The organism is Polynucleobacter sp. (genome assembly GCF_018500155.2).
Taxonomy (GTDB): Bacteria; Pseudomonadota; Gammaproteobacteria; order Burkholderiales; family Burkholderiaceae; genus Polynucleobacter.
On record NZ_JAHBAK020000036.1, the window covers coordinates 12573 to 34143 of the forward strand.

At 46.2% G+C, this 21571-nt stretch carries 19 protein-coding genes, 1 other RNA gene and 1 pseudogene; 19 read left to right on the top strand and 2 right to left on the bottom strand.

Annotated elements, in window-relative coordinates; genetic code table 11:
* Window positions 1–39 precede the first annotated feature (39 nt).
* The gene (locus KIH43_RS04785) at window positions 40–381 is read left to right on the top strand and encodes a YkgJ family cysteine cluster protein (RefSeq protein ID WP_297718291.1); all 342 of its coding nucleotides are present in this window, start codon (window positions 40–42) and stop codon (window positions 379–381) included.
* Window positions 382–393: 12 nt separating this feature from the next.
* Window positions 394–1362: a tripartite tricarboxylate transporter substrate binding protein gene (locus tag KIH43_RS04790; protein ID WP_297718293.1), complete on the top strand. Its 969-nt coding sequence runs from the start codon at window positions 394–396 to the stop codon at window positions 1360–1362.
* Between the two features lie 278 nt (window positions 1363–1640).
* Here KIH43_RS04790 and ffs read toward each other — a convergent pair.
* An RNA gene (gene ffs / locus KIH43_RS04795) (signal recognition particle sRNA small type) lies at window positions 1641–1739 on the bottom strand.
* A 32-nt stretch (window positions 1740–1771) separates the two neighbouring features.
* Between ffs and dnaX the strand changes: the two genes are divergently transcribed.
* The 14 genes and pseudogenes from dnaX (at window position 1772) to rlmD (ending at window position 17349) form a co-directional block, all read left to right on the top strand.
* Window positions 1772–3418: a DNA polymerase III subunit gamma/tau gene (gene dnaX / locus KIH43_RS04800; protein ID WP_297718296.1), complete on the top strand. Its 1647-nt coding sequence runs from the start codon at window positions 1772–1774 to the stop codon at window positions 3416–3418.
* Between the two features lie 47 nt (window positions 3419–3465).
* Window positions 3466–3789, top strand: a complete 324-nt coding sequence (locus KIH43_RS04805) for a YbaB/EbfC family nucleoid-associated protein (RefSeq protein ID WP_296970494.1) — start codon at window positions 3466–3468, stop codon at window positions 3787–3789.
* A gap of 26 nt (window positions 3790–3815) precedes the next feature.
* The gene (gene recR / locus KIH43_RS04810) at window positions 3816–4430 is read left to right on the top strand and encodes a recombination mediator RecR (protein WP_296970496.1); all 615 of its coding nucleotides are present in this window, start codon (window positions 3816–3818) and stop codon (window positions 4428–4430) included.
* A 136-nt stretch (window positions 4431–4566) separates the two neighbouring features.
* On the top strand, window positions 4567–4833 hold the full coding sequence (locus KIH43_RS04815) for a type II toxin-antitoxin system RelB/DinJ family antitoxin (RefSeq protein WP_297718300.1): 267 nt from the start codon (window positions 4567–4569) through the stop codon (window positions 4831–4833).
* Window positions 4820–5104: a type II toxin-antitoxin system YafQ family toxin gene (locus tag KIH43_RS04820; protein WP_297718303.1), complete on the top strand. Its 285-nt coding sequence runs from the start codon at window positions 4820–4822 to the stop codon at window positions 5102–5104. The genes KIH43_RS04815 and KIH43_RS04820 overlap by 14 nt, the downstream gene beginning before the upstream one ends.
* 220 nt (window positions 5105–5324) lie before the next feature.
* On the top strand, window positions 5325–6740 hold the full coding sequence (locus KIH43_RS04825) for a carbohydrate porin (protein ID WP_297718306.1): 1416 nt from the start codon (window positions 5325–5327) through the stop codon (window positions 6738–6740).
* 182 nt (window positions 6741–6922) lie between these two features.
* Window positions 6923–8455, top strand: a complete 1533-nt coding sequence (locus KIH43_RS04830) for a TolC family protein (protein ID WP_297718309.1) — start codon at window positions 6923–6925, stop codon at window positions 8453–8455.
* Between the two features lie 9 nt (window positions 8456–8464).
* Complete coding sequence (locus KIH43_RS04835; RefSeq protein ID WP_297718313.1) at window positions 8465–9736, top strand: efflux RND transporter periplasmic adaptor subunit; 1272 nt, start codon at window positions 8465–8467, stop codon at window positions 9734–9736.
* A complete protein-coding gene (locus KIH43_RS04840; protein WP_297718316.1) occupies window positions 9737–12820 on the top strand; it encodes a CusA/CzcA family heavy metal efflux RND transporter in 3084 nt (1027 codons plus the stop codon).
* Window positions 12821–12853: 33 nt separating this feature from the next.
* Window positions 12854–13648: a 5'/3'-nucleotidase SurE gene (surE, locus tag KIH43_RS04845; protein WP_297718320.1), complete on the top strand. Its 795-nt coding sequence runs from the start codon at window positions 12854–12856 to the stop codon at window positions 13646–13648.
* Between the two features lie 29 nt (window positions 13649–13677).
* A pseudogene (locus tag KIH43_RS04850) lies at window positions 13678–14301 on the top strand (protein-L-isoaspartate(D-aspartate) O-methyltransferase); the annotation flags it as partial.
* The gene (locus KIH43_RS04855; protein WP_296968904.1) at window positions 14298–15089 is read left to right on the top strand and encodes a peptidoglycan DD-metalloendopeptidase family protein; all 792 of its coding nucleotides are present in this window, start codon (window positions 14298–14300) and stop codon (window positions 15087–15089) included. The pseudogene KIH43_RS04850 and the gene KIH43_RS04855, both read left to right, overlap by 4 nt.
* A gap of 21 nt (window positions 15090–15110) precedes the next feature.
* On the top strand, window positions 15111–15932 hold the full coding sequence (locus KIH43_RS04860; protein ID WP_296968901.1) for a 3'-5' exonuclease: 822 nt from the start codon (window positions 15111–15113) through the stop codon (window positions 15930–15932).
* A complete protein-coding gene (gene rlmD / locus KIH43_RS04865; protein WP_297718324.1) occupies window positions 15925–17349 on the top strand; it encodes a 23S rRNA (uracil(1939)-C(5))-methyltransferase RlmD in 1425 nt (474 codons plus the stop codon). The genes KIH43_RS04860 and rlmD overlap by 8 nt, the downstream gene beginning before the upstream one ends.
* A 319-nt stretch (window positions 17350–17668) precedes the next feature.
* Here rlmD and KIH43_RS04870 read toward each other — a convergent pair whose 3' ends face one another.
* Window positions 17669–18370 (bottom strand): Bax inhibitor-1 family protein, encoded by a 702-nt coding sequence (locus tag KIH43_RS04870; RefSeq protein ID WP_297718327.1) that lies wholly within the window; start codon window positions 18368–18370, stop codon window positions 17669–17671.
* A gap of 253 nt (window positions 18371–18623) precedes the next feature.
* Here KIH43_RS04870 and ndk point away from each other — a divergent pair, with 253 nt between their 5' ends.
* The 3 genes from ndk to ispG are packed head-to-tail and all read left to right on the top strand — an operon-like array spanning window position 18624 to window position 21546.
* Entirely contained in the window at window positions 18624–19049 is a 426-nt protein-coding gene (gene ndk, locus KIH43_RS04875) for a nucleoside-diphosphate kinase (protein ID WP_215315522.1), read from the top strand.
* A gap of 29 nt (window positions 19050–19078) precedes the next feature.
* A complete protein-coding gene (rlmN, locus tag KIH43_RS04880; RefSeq protein WP_297718330.1) occupies window positions 19079–20266 on the top strand; it encodes a 23S rRNA (adenine(2503)-C(2))-methyltransferase RlmN in 1188 nt (395 codons plus the stop codon).
* Between the two features lie 11 nt (window positions 20267–20277).
* Window positions 20278–21546: a flavodoxin-dependent (E)-4-hydroxy-3-methylbut-2-enyl-diphosphate synthase gene (gene ispG / locus KIH43_RS04885; RefSeq protein WP_296968889.1), complete on the top strand. Its 1269-nt coding sequence runs from the start codon at window positions 20278–20280 to the stop codon at window positions 21544–21546.
* Window positions 21547–21571: the final 25 nt, after the last annotated feature.

Genomic DNA, 21571 nt, shown 5'->3' on the forward strand with positions numbered 1-21571 from the left:
TCTATATAGGATTACAAGGCATCAGCTTCAGTATCAGCCATGAATAATCCTTGCTTTGACTGCGGGCAGTGCTGTCAGCACTTTCGGGTGAGTTTTTATCACGGAGAGATTGCGGGGAACGGTGTTGGAGTGGTGCCACCAGAACTCACTGCGAAATTAACGGATTACCTTGCCTGCATGAAAGGCACTGAGAAGGGTGGGACCCCCTGCATTGCGCTCAAACACACACAAGAAGAAGGATGGCGCTGCTCTATCTACGAAAATCGCCCGAGTCCTTGTCGAGAATTCAATATACTCAATGAAGATGGGACCCTAAACCCTGATTGCCAGAGACTCCAAGAGGTTGCTCGGCAAAGACATAAAAAAGCATTACAACAATAGGTGACAAAAAATATGATGAATACATTAAAAAAACTCACAATTGCAATCGCATTTGTTTGTCCTTCATTGGCATACTCTGCTTACCCAGAAAAATCGATTCGCTTGGTGGTGCCGTTTGCAACCGGTGGCACATCAGAAATCGTGGCACGTTCAGTAGCCAATAGTTTGAGCACAAGCTTAGGTCAATCAGTTTATGTGGATAACAAACCAGGCGGCGCAGGTAATATCGCCATGGAAGAAGTAAAACGCGCCAACCCAGATGGTTATACATTGATTCTTGGACACGTTGGCACGTTAGCTGTAAACCCAGCGTTATTTGGCAAAAAATTGCCATACGATCCTAATAAAGATTTTGCTCCGGTCACGCTTGTAGCAAAAGTCCCCAATGTGATTGCTGTTAGTGAAAAAAGTAATTACAAAACTTTGGGAGATTTAATCGCTGACGCTAAAAAGAATCCAGGAAAAATTAATTATGGCTCTGCAGGTAATGGCAGTGCAGGGCACTTGGCAATGGAATATTTTTCTTCTGAAGCGGGTATTGATTTAGTGCATGTGCCATACAAAGGATCTGGTCCCATGCTCACAGATCTAATTGGCGGTCAAATTCAAGCAACATTTAATGGTTTGCCTTCACTCATGGGACAAATCAAAGGTGGCACACTAAGGCCATTGGCAGTAGGCTCAGCAGAGCGCTCCAAGGCACTGCCGAATGTCCCAACATTATCTGAGTCAGGCTACAAAGGTTTTGAAACCTCTCAGTGGTATGGAATTATGGTTCCGGCAGGAACTCCGCAACCGATTATTGATCGCTTACAAAAAGAAATTGCGAAATCCCTCAAATCAAAAGAAGACTCGAAGAGGATGTTGGAAGATGGCGCGGTATTGGTTGGAGATACGCCTGATCAATTTGGCGCCTTCATTAAATCTGAACAAAACCGCTGGGGCAAAGTAGTTGAGAAGGCAAAGATTACAGTGGATTGAGTAGCTTTAGTCTAAATTAAAAATGTAGGGAAGAAAATTTTTTCCTACATTTAATTCATCTTCAGACTCTACTTATTTAACACGCAAATTTATACGCTGAATCTTTCTGCTGTCTATATAGGGAGATCGGCCTTGCGAGTTTCTATTGAGTGTTCCCATAAGCATTTACAACTATTCAGGATTCAGCTAGATGCTCGAACTATCTTAGTTCTGGCAATCATTTGGATGATTTGGGGAATTTTCAGAATTCTGAAGATTTTCTGAAATTTTGATGTGGGGTGGACGAGCCCGACCCCCGGCACTGGCAGAAATTGGGTTTGGCTGCTTCGTTCCCGACCTGACCAGGTTATCCAACCCACCATGCGGGGAGGCCCGTCCAATTCCATTTTAGCTTGTTAGAATGGAAGTTATGACCGCTTTAGCATTAGCCCGCTCGTGGCGCCCTAAAACATTCTCTGAGTTAATTGGACAAGACCATGTGGTTAAGGCCTTAACCCATGCTTTAGACCAAGGTCGCTTACATCATGCCTGGTTATTTACTGGTACTCGCGGAGTGGGTAAGACGACGATTTCTCGCATTATGGCCAAAGCACTTAATTGCACTGGGCCGGATGGTTCAGGCAAGATGACTTCAGAGCCTTGTGGAAAATGTCCAGCGTGCATGGAAATTGATGCAGGTCGCTTTGTTGACTACATTGAGATGGACGCAGCAAGTAATCGCGGTGTGGATGATATTGCTGCATTGTTAGAAAAAGCGGCATACGCTCCCAGCAATGGTCGCTATAAGGTATACATGATTGACGAAGTACATATGCTCACCAATCATGCATTTAATGCCATGCTCAAAACTCTGGAAGAGCCTCCAGAGCACGTGAAATTTATTCTTGCGACCACTGATCCACAAAAGATTCCGGTCACCATTTTGTCCCGTTGCTTGCAGTTCAATCTCAAGCAAATGCCTGTGCCTCTTATCGTTGAGCACTTGGAGAAGGTCCTGGCCGCAGAAAAAGTGGATTATGAAGTTAATGCATTGCGTGTCTTAGCAAAAGCAGCCCAAGGCTCTATGCGTGACGCACTTTCTCTCACTGACCAAGCGATTGCCTATGCCGCCGGAAAAGTGACCGAAGAATCTGTACGTGGCATGTTGGGTACATTAGATGATGCCTATTTAGTGCGCATTCTAGATTGCTTGATCGCCAAAGATGGCGCGAGCCTATTAGCTGTGGCTAATGAAATGGGAGAGCGTAGTATGTCGTTCTCATTAGCGCTGCAAGATTTATCCAGTTTGTTACAAAAGATTGCAGCCGCACAGGTTGTTCCTGAATCCGTTTTAGATGATTGGCCAGAAGCAGGGGAGATTCGTCGCCTTGCAAGTCAACTATCTAAGGAAGAGGCGCAACTCTTTTATCAAATTACGATTACTAGTCGCCCAGATTTATCGCTAGCGCCTGATGAGCAAACCGGTTTTGCCATGACGCTTCTGCGGATGTTAGCGTTTCGTCCTGGAAGCGGTGGCAGTTCTGCGCCAACTCCATCTGCTCCGCCAGTCAATTCCGCGCGCCCAGCCAATCGATCAGCAGGCCCCTCAACTGCTCCATCGGCAACACCGGCAGCGAAAACGACTTCCGCTGCTGCACCAGCACCCACCAATACTGGAACTGCTGGACCCATTGATCGTCCTGACTGGCATGGCTTAATGCGCCAATTACCTGTGCGGGGTTTGGTACAACAGTTAGCGCATCAAACAGAGCTACAAGATTGGAATGATTCTGCGACAGGCGTGAAAGCAACCATCGTGACCCCCATGCCGCAATTAGCATCTGAGTCATCCGTTGCCCGTTTAGCTGAAGCCTTAACCAACCATTTTGGCAAACCCGTGAAGCTCGTAGTAGAAAAGGGCGAGGTAGAAGGTAAGACGGTGGCCAAGGTTGATGCGCAGATTCATCAAGAGAAACGGTTAAATGCCGAGCAATTGATTGCTGCTGACCCATTTATTCAGCAATTAGAAAAGGAGTTTGGCGCCAAAGTGGTTGGTGGTTCAGTAAAACCATTGTGATGCTGACTCTGTTATTCAATATTCATAAGCACTAAGGAAATTAAGCGATGATGAAAGGTGGACTGGCTGGCCTCATGAAGCAGGCTCAGCAGATGCAAGAGAAGATGAAAGCTGCGCAAGAGCAGTTAACCGCACTAGAAGTAACAGGCCAAGCTGCAGGTGGCTTAGTAAAGGTCACGATCTCTGGAAAGTATGAGCTCAAGCGCGTGCAAATTGACCCAGGCGCAATGGATGATCGCGAGATGTTGGAAGACCTGATTGTGACTGCTTATACAGAAGCGTTTAAGCAAGTTGAGGCTGCAAGTGCGCAGTTAATGTCGGGCGCCACCGCAGGTATGCCTATGCCTCCTGGCTTTAAGTTACCTTTCTAATTCAGAATCATCGTTAGTCATCATTCATGGCACGTCATGAAGCACCTCAAGATGCGCTTGGTCGATTAATCGAAGCCTTGCGTGTTTTGCCTGGCGTAGGTCCTAAGTCTGCACAGCGCATGGCTTTCTATTTATTGCAACATGACCGCAATGGTGCAGCGGTACTCGCCCAGTCACTTGGCGAAGCAGTGGAGACCGTGGGCCACTGTGCACGCTGCAATACTTTTTCTGAGACGCAGATCTGTAGTACCTGCGCCGATGAGCGTCGTGATCCTTCATTACTTTGTATTGTGGAGACACCTGCTGATCAAGTGATGATTGAACAAACCTTGAGCTTTAAAGGCAATTATTTTGTTCTCATGGGTCGCATCTCACCACTCGATGGTATGGGCCCTAATGAAATCCATTTCGATCGCTTGCTGACACGTATTGAAAATCCTGATACAGGTGTGCCGATTCGGGAGGTTGTGTTAGCCACCAACTTCACTAGCGAAGGTGAAGCGACTGCACATTACATCGGCGAAGTACTCAAAGCCAAAGGCATTAAGGTCACTCGCATTGCGCGGGGAATTCCTGTTGGCGGTGAGCTTGAGTATGTCGATGCCGGTACCTTAGCTAGAGCCTTGATGGATCGACGCTAAATCAACCATTTATTACAAGCTAAGTCGCCATAAGGGGTATAAAAGCCCCTTTTTTATTGCCCATTCTATGATAAAATGTAGTCACAATAAGACTACAAAAAGTGCTTTTCAATATTTCCAATATGAGGGAAAGTGCATGACGATTGCAGATACCTACGTAAGAGCCAGAATAGATATGGCAACAAAAAACAAGGCATCAGATGCGTTGGAGGCTATGGGTTTGTCTATTTCAGACGCCATTCGCATGCTGATGTTGCGCATAGCCAATGAAAAGCAATTACCTTTTGATGTGAAGGTTCCTAATGCTAGAACTAAAAAGGCGATAGCAGAGCTTGAGGCTGGAAAAGGTAAGCGTTTTAAAACAAGCAAAGCACTGATGGAAGATTTGCATGCGGGAGATTGAAAGATCTTCAGCATTTAAAAAAGACTTCAAGCGCATCAATTCAAATCCAAGACATAAAAATAATATTAACCGTCGCTTATTGGCGGTGATTGACTTATTGGTATTTGATAAGACATTGCCGACTCATCTAAGGGATCATGATTTGATTGGGGATTGGATTGGGTATCGCGAATGTCATATAAAACCCGATGTCTTATTGATTTACAAAAAGCCTGACGCTCAAACATTACGACTAGCTCGCTTGGGTAGTCATAGTGATTTATTTGGTTAAGCGGCTCTTTTATGCTCTCTAGCAGGCCCCTTTATCCTCTTTGATTCAAATTTGTCACTTCAACGTCATAAACATTAGGTAAATTCCTTTTTTTTGGGGATAATTTGGACTGCACCACTGCTGGGCTTCAATCCCAGGTTGTGAGTTGCTAAAGATTTCTTTCAATCTGACGCCTTAAATCTGTCAATGAATGGCGGGGCGTACTAATCGGTATTCATGAATGACTCGCAAACTATTGCTCATTCTCCTGCTAAGTTTTTTAAATGCTACTGCTTATGCGCAGAAAGCAGGGTCTGGTTCCGACCAGGTTGCTACATTTGCTACTCCAATAGAAAGTTTTCCTACAGAGGGTCAGCTTTGGGGTATTCCAGTCAATCTTCATGGACAGACTACTTACATTAATCAGCGCTATAACAATTTTTCTGCTGCCTATTCCGGCCCAAACAGTTTGAGTGCCCTCAAATCCATGAGTTATACATGGTCCGGAACATTGTTCATGGGTGCACGCATTGCGCCAAATACGGATATCTATTTCAATCCAGAAGTCGTGTCTGGTGTAGCTTTCTCTGACTTGGGGGGTTTAGGCGGCTTTACGAATGGTGAAGCAACCAAGGTCTCAGGTGCAACTCCTAATTTTTATTCGGCAAGGGCTTTTTTGCGCCAGACGATCAATCAAGAAGGCAGTTCAGTATTGTTAGAAGATGAGGCCAATCAAATTTCACAAACGGTGAGTAGCAATCGTGTGGTGATTACGGCCGGTCAATTTTCAACGCTCGATATCTTTGATGACAGTCGATATGCTAAAGACCCACGCATTCAGTTTATGAACTGGGGCAATATGACTTATCTGGCATATGATTACGCTGCGGATTCAAGGGGATACAGCACGGGCTTAGCGGGCGAATGGTACTTGGGCAATTGGGTATTGAGAGCATCACGCATGCTTGCCCCAAAGACCCCAAATGGACGCGACATTAATTGGCAAATCTTTAACTCGTACGGTGATCAAGTAGAAATTGAGCGCCAACACAATATTGGAGATATGCCTGGAAAGGTTAGTGTTTTAGCCAATCGCAACAAAATGGTGTTAGCGCGCTTTGCTGATGCAACCAATTATGTGATTGCAAATAATGCGCAGGGCACTCAAGCGATTAACAATGTACGCAATAACTATCAGTACAAAACTGGTATTGGTATTCATGGTGAACAAGCATTAACCAATGATTTAGGAATTTATGGCCGAGCCTTTACCTCTGATGGTCATACTGAAACGATGTCGTTTACTGAAGCAGATAACTCTATCTCTATTGGTATGGGAATGAACGGAACAGGTTGGTCGCGTCCCCGAGACAGTATTGGAATATCAGTGATGCAAAATGGACTTTCTAACTATCGCAAAAATTATTTGCAGGCTGGTGGCATTTCTTACTTTATTGGCGATACCTCTGTTCCATACAGGGGCCCAGGCCAGACCATTAGCTATCGTCCTGAGCGAATTGGTGAGATCTACTACAACGCGCTCTTGGTAAAGAATGTACTGCTAGGTGTGAACTTCCAGCACATCAATAATCCAGCTTATAACTCTGCTCGGGGACCTGTGAATATCGCCTCATTCCGAATTCATGCTGAGTTTTAAGGGCGCAAGCTAAATCAAATTGATTATTGTCTTTAGAATCAATGAGATAGGGAATGCTATTTATTAGACATTTGCCTTTTCTCCCCTATAATCGTGAAAACCCCCTGTAAAAGGCGTTAATTACATAAAAAATGCTATTTGGGGCTATAAAAACAGCATTATTGGATTAGAGGCGGCCGCTTTTGTTTATCTCCGGCACAAGCAAAATTAGCAAAACCAATTTCTTAAAAGGGATCTTCCTTTTTGTCTTTGCTTCTTTTGCTTTTTCTGTGATTGCGCAGCCAGCTCAAAACACTACGCCTTCAGCGAGTGTTGTTGTTCAAACAAATGATGTTTCATTAAGCGCTCCGCCTTCAATTGGCGCGCAATTAAGCGCGCAGGAAGTTGCGCAAAACCCGTCAAGCAAGGCATCTGAATTATTTGCGCCCGTCACAAAAGCAGATACACCTAAGCATTATGTCAAGGCTGCTGCATCTGGGTCTGTAGAGATGGATCTGCGGCAATTGTGGAATGAGCTCAAACTCAATAATCCACAGCTAGCCTCTTTGCGTGAATCCTATCTGTCTGCCAAAGCGACAGTTCCTCAAATTGCTGCACCCGATAATCCGCAGGTTGGTTTAGTTTGGTCTGGTATGCCGGTGAACTCGCCATTTGCCTTGGGTGGTGCAAATGCCCCCACAGCGCAATACCCACAAGGCATCAGTAGTAATAATGCGATTTCTTTCGCACAACCCTTTAAATTTCCTGGAAAGAAAAGTCTCGCCTCGGAAATAGCGAATACCAATGCAGAAGGGTTGCTTGCTCAAGCTGAATCTACGTATTTGCAATTAGGCGCCCAATTGTCAAGCTTGTATTACAGCGCGCTAGCAGCGCAAAAGCAGCTGACCGTGCTCAAAGAATCCGTGATGCGCCTAGAGATGATTAAAAATGTCGCAAAAGCGCGTTATGCAAATAACACCGCAGCTTATGTTGAATATCTCAATGCACAAGTGTCTCAAAGCGCCGCACAGGCAGACCAATTTAATGTTGAACGTCAGCTTCGAGTTTCGCTAAATAACATTAATACTTTAATTGGACGACATTCCCGTGAGCAATTAGTACTACGCGGCAATTCAAGTCAGGCGATGAAGGGAATTCCTAGCCTCATAGAATTGGAAGACTATGCGGAATCCAATCACCCATCTCTCAAAAGCTCAGCATTGAATCTCGAAGCGGCGCGTAAAGGGGTGGATTTAGCGATGAAAGGTTATTTGCCTGACTTTCAGGTAATTGGCTCATCCTATACGCCACGCGGACCTTTTTCTGCCAACAATGGCGCTTTGTTTTATCAATTTGAGTTTGACATCATTATTCCGCTGTATTTCTTTACCAAAGAAAAATATGGCGTAGAGCAGGCCCGCCGCGCGCAAGCTGCAGCAGAAGCAGGCACGATTTCAACGCGCCAACAAATTGCTTTTGCAGTCAATAGCGCTTACGCTGTTTATGAGCAAGCCAGAAATCAGGCGCAGTTTTTGAGAGACCGTCAGGTGCCCCAAGCGGATGCTGCTTATCGGATTGGATTGATTCAGTATTCCAATAAAGGGCAGGGCTTTAATGATTTATTGATTGCGCAAAATCAATTGCGCAATCTTGAGTTACAACTTGCACAAGCTGAGAGTAATTTATTGCAGGCACAAGCCGCATTACTCGTGACTGCTGGTAAAGAACCTTTTTAAGGAGCGGTTTTGAAGGATCGAATTCTTACTCTGTTAAAAGCCTTTGCTGCTAAGGCATCGCCAGTGATTCATAAAGTGATGCATTTTGGCGGCCACCGCTTGCAAATTGTTCTTGTAAGTGTAGGAGGTTTGTATTGGAACCTTAGCCCACAAAATCGCCATCGTATCCGCTTGGTTGCCTATGCATTTGCGATTTTGTCATTTGGCATCGTGGTCGGTCGCATTACCAATGTCAATCGCGTCGTCAAAATCGAGGCATCAGATAAAGCACTCAAAGTTGCTAAAAGTGGCATATTGGAGCTCAAGCTTCAGGGCGTGAAACTCAATCCTGAGATTTATGTATTCCAGAATGCAGAAAAAGTGCAGGTCCCAGTTGAAATCAAGCTTCCTGGCCGCTTGGCGTTTAATGCTGAGCGTTCTAAAGTGTTGTCAGCCCGTGCGCCAGGCAGGGTAGAGCGTATTTACGCTTTCGATGGCGCCGAGGTGAATGTGGGATCACCCGTGGTAGAGCTCTACAGCCCCGAATATATTTCTGCTCAGCAAGAATATTTGTTGTCATCCAAGATGGTGAAAGCTCTAGAAGTGAGTACCACTATGCGTGATTTATTGGGAGATGCCAAGATCACACAAGAAGCAGCTGCTCATCGTATGAGAAATTTGGGCGCTAGTGATGGTGACATTAAGAATATTGAGACCACGGGTAAAACGACCAATAATTTGATCATGCGTTCTCCACTCAAAGGTGTTGTGGTTAAACGTAATGTTGAGCCAGGAGCTGCTTTAAATTCAGGTGATGTCATAGCGACCTTAGCCGATCCTAAGCAGCTTTGGTTCTTGGGCAATGTTTTTGAGCAGGACTTCCGGTATGTCAAGCTGGGACAAAAAATGGTGCTCCATGTTGAAGCGTATCCAGACAAAGAGTTTGTTGCTTATGCCAATTATGTCGCCCCGACGATTGATCCTCAAACCCGTGCATTGTTGATTCGTGCGGATATTGAAAATACGGATGACTTATTGCGTCCAGACATGTTCGCATCGGCAAAATTGACAACCGGTATGGCTGATGCCATTGTCGTTCCGCAAACTGCAGTGGTGCGCATTCGTGAAATGCGCTATGTCATTATCAAAATTGGTGAGGATGTCTATCGACGCTTGCCAGTCAAAGGGTACGACCTCAATAGCAAAATGTTTGCCATTACTGAGGGTGTTGAGCCTGGTTCAACCATTTTGGCAGAGGGAGCAGTGTTGCTCAATGATCGCTTTGCCAAGCAGGAGGACTAAGTGAGCGCCTTTAACTCCTTCATTCGGGGGGTAGTTGAGAAGCGCGTGCTCGTGATTTTTGCTTCCATTGTGCTTTTGGGTTTGGGTATGCTCAGCTTAAGCAAGTTGCCCATTCAGCCTTATCCTGGGGTGGCTCCTTTGACGATTCAAGCCATTTCGCAATGGCCAGGCAGAAGTACTACCGAGGTGGAGCAACAAGTCACCATTCCTGTGGAGAATGCTCTTGCAGGTATTCCGGGCTTACAGGCGTTCCGTTCTGTATCGCTTTTTGGATTATCAGTGGTCACGCTCAAGTTCAATGAGTCGGCAGATCCTTTTAAAGCGCGTCAGATATTTATTGCCAACTTACAAAACGTGAGTTTTCCGCCAGGGGTGACATCGAGTATTAGTCCTGATTCTGACGCCACTGGCGAGATCATGCGGTATGAAGTGCGCTCAGATTACGCCTCTTCTGAATTGCTGAAAACGCTACAGAACTATGAGATATACAAAGAGCTTAAGCAAACTCCTGGTGTAGCAGACGTATCTTCTTTTGGCGGCAAAGTGCGCCAATATCAAGTGATTGTGAGTCCAGAGAGCTTGCAAGCGAAAGGCGTCTCCATTAATGAGTTAATTCTGGCGCTCACTAATGCGAATAGCAATACCGGTGGTGGATTATTGCCTAGCGGTGAACAACAGTTTGTGGTCCGTGGAGTAGGTCTTCTAAAAAATATTGAAGACATTAAACAAGTGGTTATTGCTAACAATAATGGCGTGCCCATTCGGATCGGAGATGTGGCGACAGTCCGCATTGGTAACGCTCCACGTCTGGGCATGTTCCAATTTAATGACAACCCTGACTCTGTTGAAGGTATTGTGTATTTACGTCGCGGCGAGAATGCTACCGAGGTATTGGCGCGCGTACGTAATACCGTCGAAAATATTAACAAACATGTTTTGCCCCCTGGCATCGAGGTCAAGCCCTTCTATGATCGTCAGGTGCTGCTCGATATTACGATTGGCACCGTAAAGCACACTCTGTTCTTTGGTATCTCTTTGGTATTGGCAGTGCTGTTTTTCTTCTTGGGCAACATTCGCGCGGCAGCAGTAGTTGCCGCCGTGATCCCCTTGGCTTTATGCGTCTCATTTATTCAGATGCATTTATGGAGTGTGCCAGCCAATTTAATTTCATTGGGCGCCATTGACTTTGGCGTCATTGTGGATTCAGCAGTGATATTGACGGAGAACGTCATGCGTCACTTAGAAGAGGGTGGTAAGCGCTTAAATCAGAGCATCATCTTGGCAACGAGTGAGGTGCAACGCGCGATGGTCTATTCCACGGGCATCATCATTGTTGCCTATTCTCCATTGTTCTTTATGGGCGGTGTAGAGGGGATTATCTTTAAGCCGATGGCTTTTACGATGGGCTTTGCGTTGATTGCTGCCATGGTGCTTAGTTTGACATTCTTGCCCGCCATGATCTCTTTGGTCTTTGGCGAGCATCTGCATCACAAACCACCGTCATTTATTACCAAGATTTTGGAAAGTTATAAGCCATTACTGAGAAGATGGATGGATCGTCCGTTAACTGTATTTTCAGTCGCTGTCTTTGTCTTGGGTTTGACTTTACTCAGCATGACTCGCTTAGGTACTGCATTCTTACCTACATTGGAAGAGAACAATATTTGGTTGCGGGTCACACTGCCCAATACGGTGGATTTGGATTATTCAGTCAAGATCGCCAATCAATTGCGTGAAACTTTTATGAAGCAGCCTGAGATTGAAAAAGTTGCTGCGCAAATTGGTCGCCCAGATGATGGAACCGATTCAACCGGAGTGTTTAACCAAGAGTATGGCCTCTATTTAAAGAGTCCAGAGAATATGCCGCGAGGATCGTCCAAGAAGGACTTGATTGCACATCTTGAAGCAGAACTCAATAAGATTCCAGGTGTCACCTATAGCTTCTCGCAATATATTCAAGATAACGTTAACGAGGCTCTCTCTGGCGTGAAAGGTGAGAATTCCGTCAAGATTTACGGTACGGATTTAGAAGTGTTAGATCAAAAGGCGCACGAAGTCATTGCGCAATTACAAAAAGTACGCGGCGTTGCGGATGAGGGAATTTTGAAAGAACTCGGTCAACCTACTCTCAATATCCAGATTGATCGCGAGCGCGCATCCCGCTACAACATTAATGTGAACGATATCCAAACGGTTGTAGCAAATGCGATTGGTGGCGCGGCTGTTACCAACTTACTGGAAGACGAAAAAACCTTTGGTATAGCAGTCCGCCTAAACGAAGGAAGTCGTAATGATGTGGCTGACATACAAAGTCTATTAGTAGATTCGCCCGATGGCAAAAAAGTGCCACTTGCTATGGTGGCTGACGTACAGCTAACTGATGGCCCATTCTTTATTTATCGCGAAGCCGGTAAACGCTATATTGCGATCAAATTTAGCGTGCGTAATCGCGACTTAGGTAGTGCGGTGGAAGATGCACAATTCTTGGTTGAGAAAAACATTACATTGCCGCCTAACTATTCCATTAGTTGGGACGGTCAGTTCAATCAAATGAAGCAGGCGCAAAAGAAACTCATGGTCATCGTGCCCTTAGCATTAATGGGCATCTTTTTGCTATTGGTCAGCGCATTTGGTAATTTTAGAGACGCATTTATTGTCATGATCAATGTGCCATTTGCAGCGATTGGTGGAGTCATTGCATTGCATTTGGCGGGGGAGACATTAAGTATCTCCGCATTCTTTGGCTTCTTATCGCTCTTTGGTATTGCCATTCAAGATGGTGTGATTCTCATATCCTTTATTAATAAAACCGCTGCAACTGAGCATGGTCAAATGAAGGACATCATGGTTGAGGGCGCCTCTTTACGTGTACGTCCTGTATTGATGACCGCTGCGCTTTCTGGCTTGGGATTGTTGCCTGCTGCCTTGTCCCATTCGATCGGTTCTGAGGCACAACGCCCATTGGCTTTGGTGATCGTGGGCGGAATGGTGACTACTACCGTGCTAACACTTTTAGTATTGCCCGTGATTTATGGTTGGTTTAGAGGCCGTGAATTAAACCAAGCTAAACCTAGTCATATTTAACTAAGTAGATCAATATCCAGGAAAAATGAATTCATGAGTAATCGTCAACCGCACATTTTGGTATCAAACGATGATGGTTATTTGGCGCCTGGTATTTTGGCATTGGTCAATGCAGTGCGTCCCTTGGGGCGTGTCACTGTGATTGCGCCAGAGCAGAATCATAGTGGTGCTTCAAACTCACTTACTCTTTCAAGACCACTCTCGATCCATCGAGTTGCCGATGGGGAGCGGGATGGATTTTTCTTTATTAACGGAACGCCAACCGATTGTGTACACGTAGCTATGACGGGATTTTTAGATGAAAAACCTGACTTGGTGATTTCGGGTATTAATCAAGGCGAGAATATGGGTGAGGATGTTTTGTATTCCGGTACCGTAGCTGCAGCTATTGAGGGTGTGATGTTTGGGGTTCCTGGTATTGCTTTTTCCCAAATCGATCGCGGCTGGAATCGTGTTGAAGATGCGGCGAAGGCGGCGCATGACATCGTGGCGCAGATGCTGGTCTCAAGTTTGAGCAAAAATCATACTGATGGCATAGCGACTTTGCTCAATGTGAATATTCCAAATCGTCCTTATGCTGACTTATATCGCTGGCGTGTTACTCGTTTGGGTAATCGCCATCATTCACAACCAGTCGTGGTGCAAGACAGCCCGCGTGGCGACAAGATTTATTGGATTGGCGCGGCAGGTAATGTCAAAGACAACTCTGAGGGTACCGATTTTCATGCGATTGATGAGGGATGTATCTCGATTACGCCCATGCAACTCGATTTAAGTCATCACGCACGCTTGGCTGCAATGCGTGCCAATGGGTGGGATCGCGGTTGAAGGCACCCACTGAGCGTTTTGCTGCCTATCGTCAGGCGCTAGCAGGCAAGGTGCATGCTAGTGGTGTGAAGCATGGCAAAACGTTAGAAGCCATTGCCACTGTACCGCGTCATGCATTTATGGATGCAGGGCTGCATGCACAAGCGTATGAAGATACAGCACTACCGATTGGGCATGAGCAAACCATTTCAAAGCCATCAGTGGTGGCGCGCATGATCGAGTTATTGCACAAACCGAAACACTCTTTAGGGAAGGTGTTGGAGATTGGCACGGGTTGTGGATATCAAGCAGCTGTGTTGAGTTTGTTAGCAGATGAGGTTTACTCAATCGAGCGTATTCGTCCCCTACACGATATGGCAAGAGCAAAGTTGCGCCCATTTCGGATTAATAATTTACGTCTCATCTATGGTGATGGCATCCTAGGGTTGCCTCAAGCAGCTCCGTTTGATGGCATTATTCTCGCGGCAGCTGGATTGGGTATTCCGGATGCTTTACTTGATCAGTTGGCTATAGGGGGTCGCTTGGTGGCGCCTGTTGCCAAGAACGAGAAAGAGCAGCAATTGGTCATGGTTGAAAGAATGAGCTCTCAACGCTACCAAAGAACCGTCCTGGACGAGGTCTTTTTTGTCCCCTTACAATCAGGGGTAGTATGAACATTCGCTCCCCATTCCTATTCATGAACCATTTATCTAAAAGTGCACTGATTGCAGTCGTAACCATACTCATGGTGTGTATCGCTGGATGTTCTTCTCCGCGGACAAAACCAGCCAGCGTGACCGATCGTTCAGGTGGGTCTACTGTTTATGAGCCAGCGCCACCGGGATACTATCGCGTTAAAAAAGGCGATACCTTGGCGCGTATTGCCTTAGATCATGGTCAGGCACCACGTGATGTGGCGCAATGGAATAAAGCAGAAAACCCTAGCTTTAATCCCAATGTGATTGAAATAGGTGATTTGGTTTTGGTAAGACCTCCTGCAAGCGCTAAGGCGGCCAAGCCAGTAGAAAAGAAATCTTCCCTAGTAGACAAAGCAGATACACCAGCGCCTGTAGAGACTGCTAAACCTGAGTTAGTAGCAGAGCCTGGCATTCGCTTGTCTTGGCCGGCAAAAGGAAAAGTAACTACCGAATTTAACGAAACCAACAAAGGTATAGATATTGCTGGCAAGGTTGGTGAACCGGTTTTAGCAGCAGCCGACGGCAAAGTTGTTTATGCCGGCAATAGTCTGCGTGGTTATGGCAATCTCGTCATCATCAAGCATGACAATACCTATCTGACAGCATATGCACATAACAGCAAACTCTTGGTAAAAGAGGGTGACAGCGTGCGCAAGGGTCAAAGAATTGCTGAGATGGGTGATACCGACACCAATTCACCAAAACTGCATTTTGAGCTGCGCGTGAATGGCAAGCCAGTAAATCCAACGCCGTATCTGCAGTAAAACCCACCATAGGGTATGGGCATGGCCACCGTTCTTGTTTTTGATATTGAAACCATTCCCGATGTGGCGGGTCTGCGTCGCTTAGAAGATTATCCAAGCTCCATGTCGGATGCTGAAGTGGCCGCTAAGGCGATGGCAGAGCGCGCTGAGAAAACGGGCAGCGAATTTTTACCACTCTATCTGCAAAAAATCTGTGCGATTTCCTGTGTGATTCGCAGAACAACAAAAGAAGGTTTGCCACAAATTAAAGTAGGAACCTTAGGAACGCCAGAGGATGATGAGAAAGTGCTCATTCAGGCGTTTTTTGATTTGATTGAGAAGTACACGCCACAACTAGTCTCTTGGAATGGTAGCGGTTTTGATCTTCCTGTGCTTCACTATCGCGCTCTTGCCAATCATATTCAGGCGCCGCGTTACTGGGAGATGGGTGAGAGTAAAGAAGCCGACAGTCGTGACTTTAAATGGAATAACTACATTGGCCGTTACCATATGCGCCACCTCGATTTGATGGATCTATTGGCAAAATACAACGGCAGGGCAAATGCTCCCTTAGATGGATTGGCCAAATTGTGTGGCTTTCCTGGCAAGATGGGTATGGATGGCAGTCAAGTATGGCCCGCTTATCTCGATGGCAAGATTAATGATATCCGGCGCTATTGTGAAACCGATGTGGTAAATACCTACCTCATGTATTGCCGTTTTCAGTTACTACGTGGTGGATTTTCCTTGGAGGAATATCAAGAAGAAATCCGTTTCGTGAAAGCCTATTTGGCCAAAGAAGCAAAAGAGCCGAACGGCAGTCAATGGCAAGAATATCTGCAAGGTTTTTCTGAGGATGCGTAGAGGGGATAAGCCAGTCAACATTGAAGTGACTGAGCCTATAGAAGTGCAAGCGCTGGATCTAGATGCCCAAGGGATTGCCCGCTTAGCTCCGAGTGAAGAGGAGATATCTGAAGGTCAAAGCGGCAAAGTGATTTTTATCAAAGGGGCTTTGCCAACAGAACAAGTGACTTACACCATCACGAGTGATAAGGCCCGCTTTAGCAAAGCCAAGGTGCGCGAGATTCTAAAACCAGCAGTCTTTAGAGCGGAGCCAAAATGCGCAGCTTTTGGAGTTTGTGGTGGATGCTCTATGCAGCATCTCGATATTCGGGCGCAAGTAGCAATGAAGCAGCGCGTCTTAGAGGATGATTTACAGCACATCGCTAAAGTACAGCCTCAGGAAATTTTACGACCCATGGGTGGGCCCACTTGGGAGTATCGACATCGAGCGCGCCTGAGTGCAGTAAATCGTTCCATTAAAAAAGGCACCGTCCTCATTGGTTTTCATGAGGGCAAGAGCGGGTATGTTGCTGATATGTTGGCCTGCGAGATATTGCCTAAACATGTCTCCGATCTGTTACCAGAGCTGCGTAAGTTGGTGATGGGTTTATCCATTGTTGATCGCATGCCGCAAATTGAAATAGCCGTGGGCGAGCCGGAGGAGCCTGGCTCAGATGATCCACAGAAAAATACACCGGTGACTGCGCTAGTGTTTCGTAACTTGCAACCACTAACGGCGGCTGACGAGAATGTGATGCGTGCATTTGCGGATCAACATCGAGTGTGGATATGGCTACAACCAAAAGGGATTGAGAGTGTTGCGCCTTTTTATCCAGAGACTGGCAAGCTTTGCTACCGTTTGCCAGAATTTGAAATTGAGATGCCATTCAAACCTGCTGATTTCACGCAGGTCAACCATTTGATGAATCGTTCTTTGGTTAGTAGGGCGGTACGCTTATTAGAAGTTCGCCCAACAGACCGTGTGCTAGATTTATTTTGCGGTATTGGCAATTTCACTTTACCTTTAGCGCGTAAGGCTGCCCAAGTATTGGGGATCGAAGGATTAGCCACCCTGACTGAAAGAGCCAAAGCTAATGCGAAGCACAATGGACTCTCTAACAAGGTGAGTTTTATGCAAAGCAATCTATTTGAGGTCACTCCTGAAACGATTGCATCCTGGGGAAGGGCACAGCGTTGGTTAATGGATCCACCTCGTGAAGGGGCAATGGAGATCTGCAAAGCATTAGCGCAGCTGGATTTACAAAAGAGCGATTTGTTGCCTGAGCGCATTGTGTATGTCTCGTGCAATCCCAAAACCTTAGCCAGAGACGCTGACATCCTATGTCATCAAGCGGGCTACACCCTTGAGGGAGCTGGCATCGTGAACATGTTTCCTCACACCTCGCATGTAGAGTCTATGGCTGTCTTTGTGCGTTGATTTTGCGCCAATCTGGTGCATTGATGGGTGCAGATGGCTTAAATACGGTGCAGGTGCCCTCTTAGAAGCTGGTGCTCAATAGTAGATTGGAATCGTAGGGGTAAATGACTTACCCACTACAACCCAATTCACTAACAGGAGTACATCATGAAAGCCTCAGATAGTTTTGCAATCGTGTTGATTCTGATTGCACTGTCTTATGCAGTTAGCATGTTCGTTGCGGTTTAATCACGTAGTGAAAACGGCAGCAAAGAAAAAGGCGCCCGCAGGCGCCTGAAGAGGACATCGCACAAATATTTGCGCAAGGTCTTTGACTCAGTTAGTCACGGTTACCACCAAAGATACCCAAGAGGGCGAGCAAATTGGTGAAGACGTTATAGACATCTAAGTAAATTGCCAATGTAGCCATGATGTAGTTGGTCTCACCGCCGTGAACAACTCTTTGCACATCAACCAAAATGAAGGCTGAGAAGATGGCAATTGCTAGAACCATCACAGTCAACATCAAGGCTGGCAATTGGAGCCAGATGTTTGCGAGAGAGGCAACGATGAGAAGCAAGACGCCCACCATCAACCATTTGCCCATTCCAGCAAAATCACTCTTGCTCACTGTTGCAATCGTAGCCATGGTGGCAAAGATAGCAGCCGTACCGCCGAAGGACAGCATGATCAGAGCAGCGCCGTTACTGTAGCTATTGAGTGTAAAACCTACTAAACGGGACAACATAATGCCCATGAAGAAAGTAAAACCGAGTAGCAGAAGAACGCCAACGCCAGTCTCTTTATTTTTTTCGATGGCCCAGAAGAAACCAAAGGCTACTGCCATAAAGACAATAAAGCCCATGAATGGACTCTCTGCAAAGAGGTTCAGGCCCATTGCAACGCCTAACCAAGCACCGATTACTGTAGGCACCATGGAGAGTGCTAGCAGTGCATAGGTGTTACGCAGCACGCGGTTGCGTACTTGGATGGTACTAATTGAGCCGGTTTGGCCAAAGCCGTAAGAGTTCAGATCACTCATATTGACTCCTTTTTCAGTATTGTTATGAGCCCATATAGGGCTGATGCTTTTAAGTATAGACAAATCGTGTGAATTTCAAGTGCCCCACCCAAAGTCCTACAAAACCGGGGTCTATGCCTTGTAAATTCAAGGGCTTAGCCCTACAGATATAGGGGTAAATACGGTCAGGCAATGTATAATTCGGGGGTCGTTGAGCGGGGGTTGGTTTTGCCTGGCTCAACCAATACCTTTGAAATCACTTTTGGAGTCTTGAATGGCAATTGAACGCACCCTCTCTATTATCAAACCTGATGCTGTCGCTAAAAACGTCATCGGCAAAATCTATGACCGTTTTGAATCTGCTGGTTTGAAGATTGTCGCGTCCAAAATGGCGCATCTTTCACAATCTGAAGCAGAGCAGTTCTACGCTGTTCATAAAGAACGCCCTTTCTTTAAAGATTTGGTGAGCTTCATGATTTCTGGTCCAGTCATGATTCAAGTTTTGCAAGGCGAAGGCGCTATTGCAAAAAACCGCGATTTGATGGGTGCAACTGATCCTAAGAAAGCAGAAAAAGGTACGATTCGTGCTGATTTTGCTGACAGCATTGACGCAAATGCTGTGCATGGGTCTGATGCTCCTGAAACAGCTGCTGTGGAAGTTGCTTTCTTCTTCCCAGGCATGAATGTTTTCAATCGTTAATTAAACCTATTGATTTGTAAGTAGGCGCATTGACATCCCCGCGCGTAAATCTCTTAGATTTTGACGCTGACCAGATGGCGGCGTATGTCGCGGGGTTAAATGAAAAGCCCTTTAGGGCAAAACAACTCATGCAGTGGATACACCAACGCGGTGTATCCAATATCAACGACATGAGTGATTTAGCCAAGAGCTTTCGAGCGACATTGCTCGATAAAGCCCAAGTGCTCACCCTCCCTGTGATTAAAGATGAGCACGCTCAAGACGGCACACGCAAGTGGCTATTGGACGTGGGGGCAGGCAATGCCGTGGAATCGGTCTACATTCCAGAGGATGATCGTGGCACCTTGTGTATTTCTTCTCAAGCAGGATGCGCTGTCAATTGCCGTTTTTGTTCCACAGGGCATCAAGGTTTCTCGCGCAACCTCACCTCCGGTGAAATCATTGGCCAGTTGTGGTTTGCTGAGCATCTTTTGCGCAATGACCCTGAAGCGGTGCGCCGTATTGAAAAATATCCAACGCCTGGCTGGGAGCATACAGGTCGAGTGATTTCTAACGTAGTGATGATGGGCATGGGTGAGCCATTGCTTAACTATGACAATGTCGTTTCGGCGTTGCGCCTCATGCTTGATGACAGGGCGTATGGTTTGTCCCGTCGTCGTGTCACAGTATCAACATCAGGTGTAGTCCCCATGATGGATCGCTTAGCGCAAGACTGCCCAGTGGCGCTTGCAGTATCTTTGCATGCGCCAAACGATGCCTTGCGCGATCAATTGGTGCCGTTAAATCAAAAATACCCCTTGCGTGAATTGCTCGACGCTTGTGAGCGCTATCTTCCTTTTGCGCCAAGAGACTTTTTGACCTTTGAATACTGCATGCTTGATGGCGTTAATGATTCGGATATTCAAGCGAAAGAATTAGTACGTCTTCTTAAAAATATCAAATGCAAAATCAATTTGATTCCGTTTAATCCCTTCCCAGAATCTGGTCTGAAGCGTTCACCCCCTCAAAGAGTCAATGCTTTTGCCAGCATTTTGCTAGATGCAGGCATGGTTGCGACAGTGCGCAAAACACGCGGTGATGATATTGCTGCGGCCTGCGGTCAGTTAGCAGGTGATGTGGTTGATCGCACAAGGGTGCGTGAGCGCGCTGTTCATAAAGCGGAAATTGAAACCACAACTGCCGAGCAGCCAGTAGAGTGGCTGAAAAAGTTAAATTAACTATTTGTCTCATGAACTCTCATTCATCTTTACCACCGTTACCATTAGGCCCAGCTCCTAAGCGAGCAACTCGGCAAGCACGAGTTGTTTGGCAATCGAACATCATTACTGTGGGTGGCGATGCTCCGGTGCGTGTCCAATCTATGACAAACACGGATACTGCTGATGCTGTGGGCACCGCTATACAAGTAAAAGAGCTTGCTCGTGCTGGTTCAGAAATGGTGCGCATTACTGTCAATACACCTGAGGCAGCTGCTGCGGTTCCTTATATTCGCGAGCAATTAGACAAGATGGATGTGTTGGTGCCATTGATCGGCGACTTTCATTACAACGGCCACACCTTATTAAATGATTATCCAGAGTGTGCAAAAGCGCTCTCTAAGTACCGCATCAATCCAGGTAATGTGGGAAAGGGCGCCAAGCGCGATCCACAATTTGCGCAGATGATTGAAGCTGCCTGTAAATATGACAAGCCTATTCGGATTGGTGTGAATTGGGGCAGTCTCGATCAAGATCTTTTGGCATCCATCATGGATAGCAACGCGGCATTACCAATTCCAAAAACAGCACAAGAAGTCATGATTGAGGCTTTGATTCAGTCAGCATTGCAATCCGCTGAAAAAGCGATTGAGCTTGGCATGAATCCAAATCAGATTGTGCTCTCATGCAAGGTCAGTAATGTGCAAGATTTGATCGCGGTATATCGTGACCTATCGCGTCGCGCAGATTTTCCCTTGCACTTAGGGTTAACAGAAGCTGGAATGGGTAGTAAAGGGATTGTTTCCTCTACTGCGGCGATGGGTATCTTGCTCCAAGAAGGTATTGGAGATACGATCCGCGTCTCATTAACGCCAGATCCAGGTGCGCCGCGCGAAAATGAAGTGATTGTGGCGCAAGAAATATTGCAGACCATGGGATTACGTAACTTCACGCCTATGGTGATTGCATGTCCTGGTTGTGGCAGAACTACGAGCACGACTTTTCAAGAGCTGGCTGCCAATATTCAGTCATATTTGCGTCAACAGATGCCCATTTGGAAGAAAACGCACCCTGGGGTTGAGAATATGAATGTGGCAGTAATGGGGTGCATTGTTAATGGTCCAGGCGAAAGTAAGCATGCCAATATCGGTATTTCGTTGCCAGGAACTGGCGAGACTCCTGCAGCCCCTGTGTTTGTAGATGGCGTTAAAGTGAAGACCTTGCGTGGCGACAATATTGCGCAGGAGTTTCAGGTCATTGTGGATGAGTACGTGCAACAACATTACGCGCCCAAGATCTAGCCGAACCTTATAAGTAAAACAACCA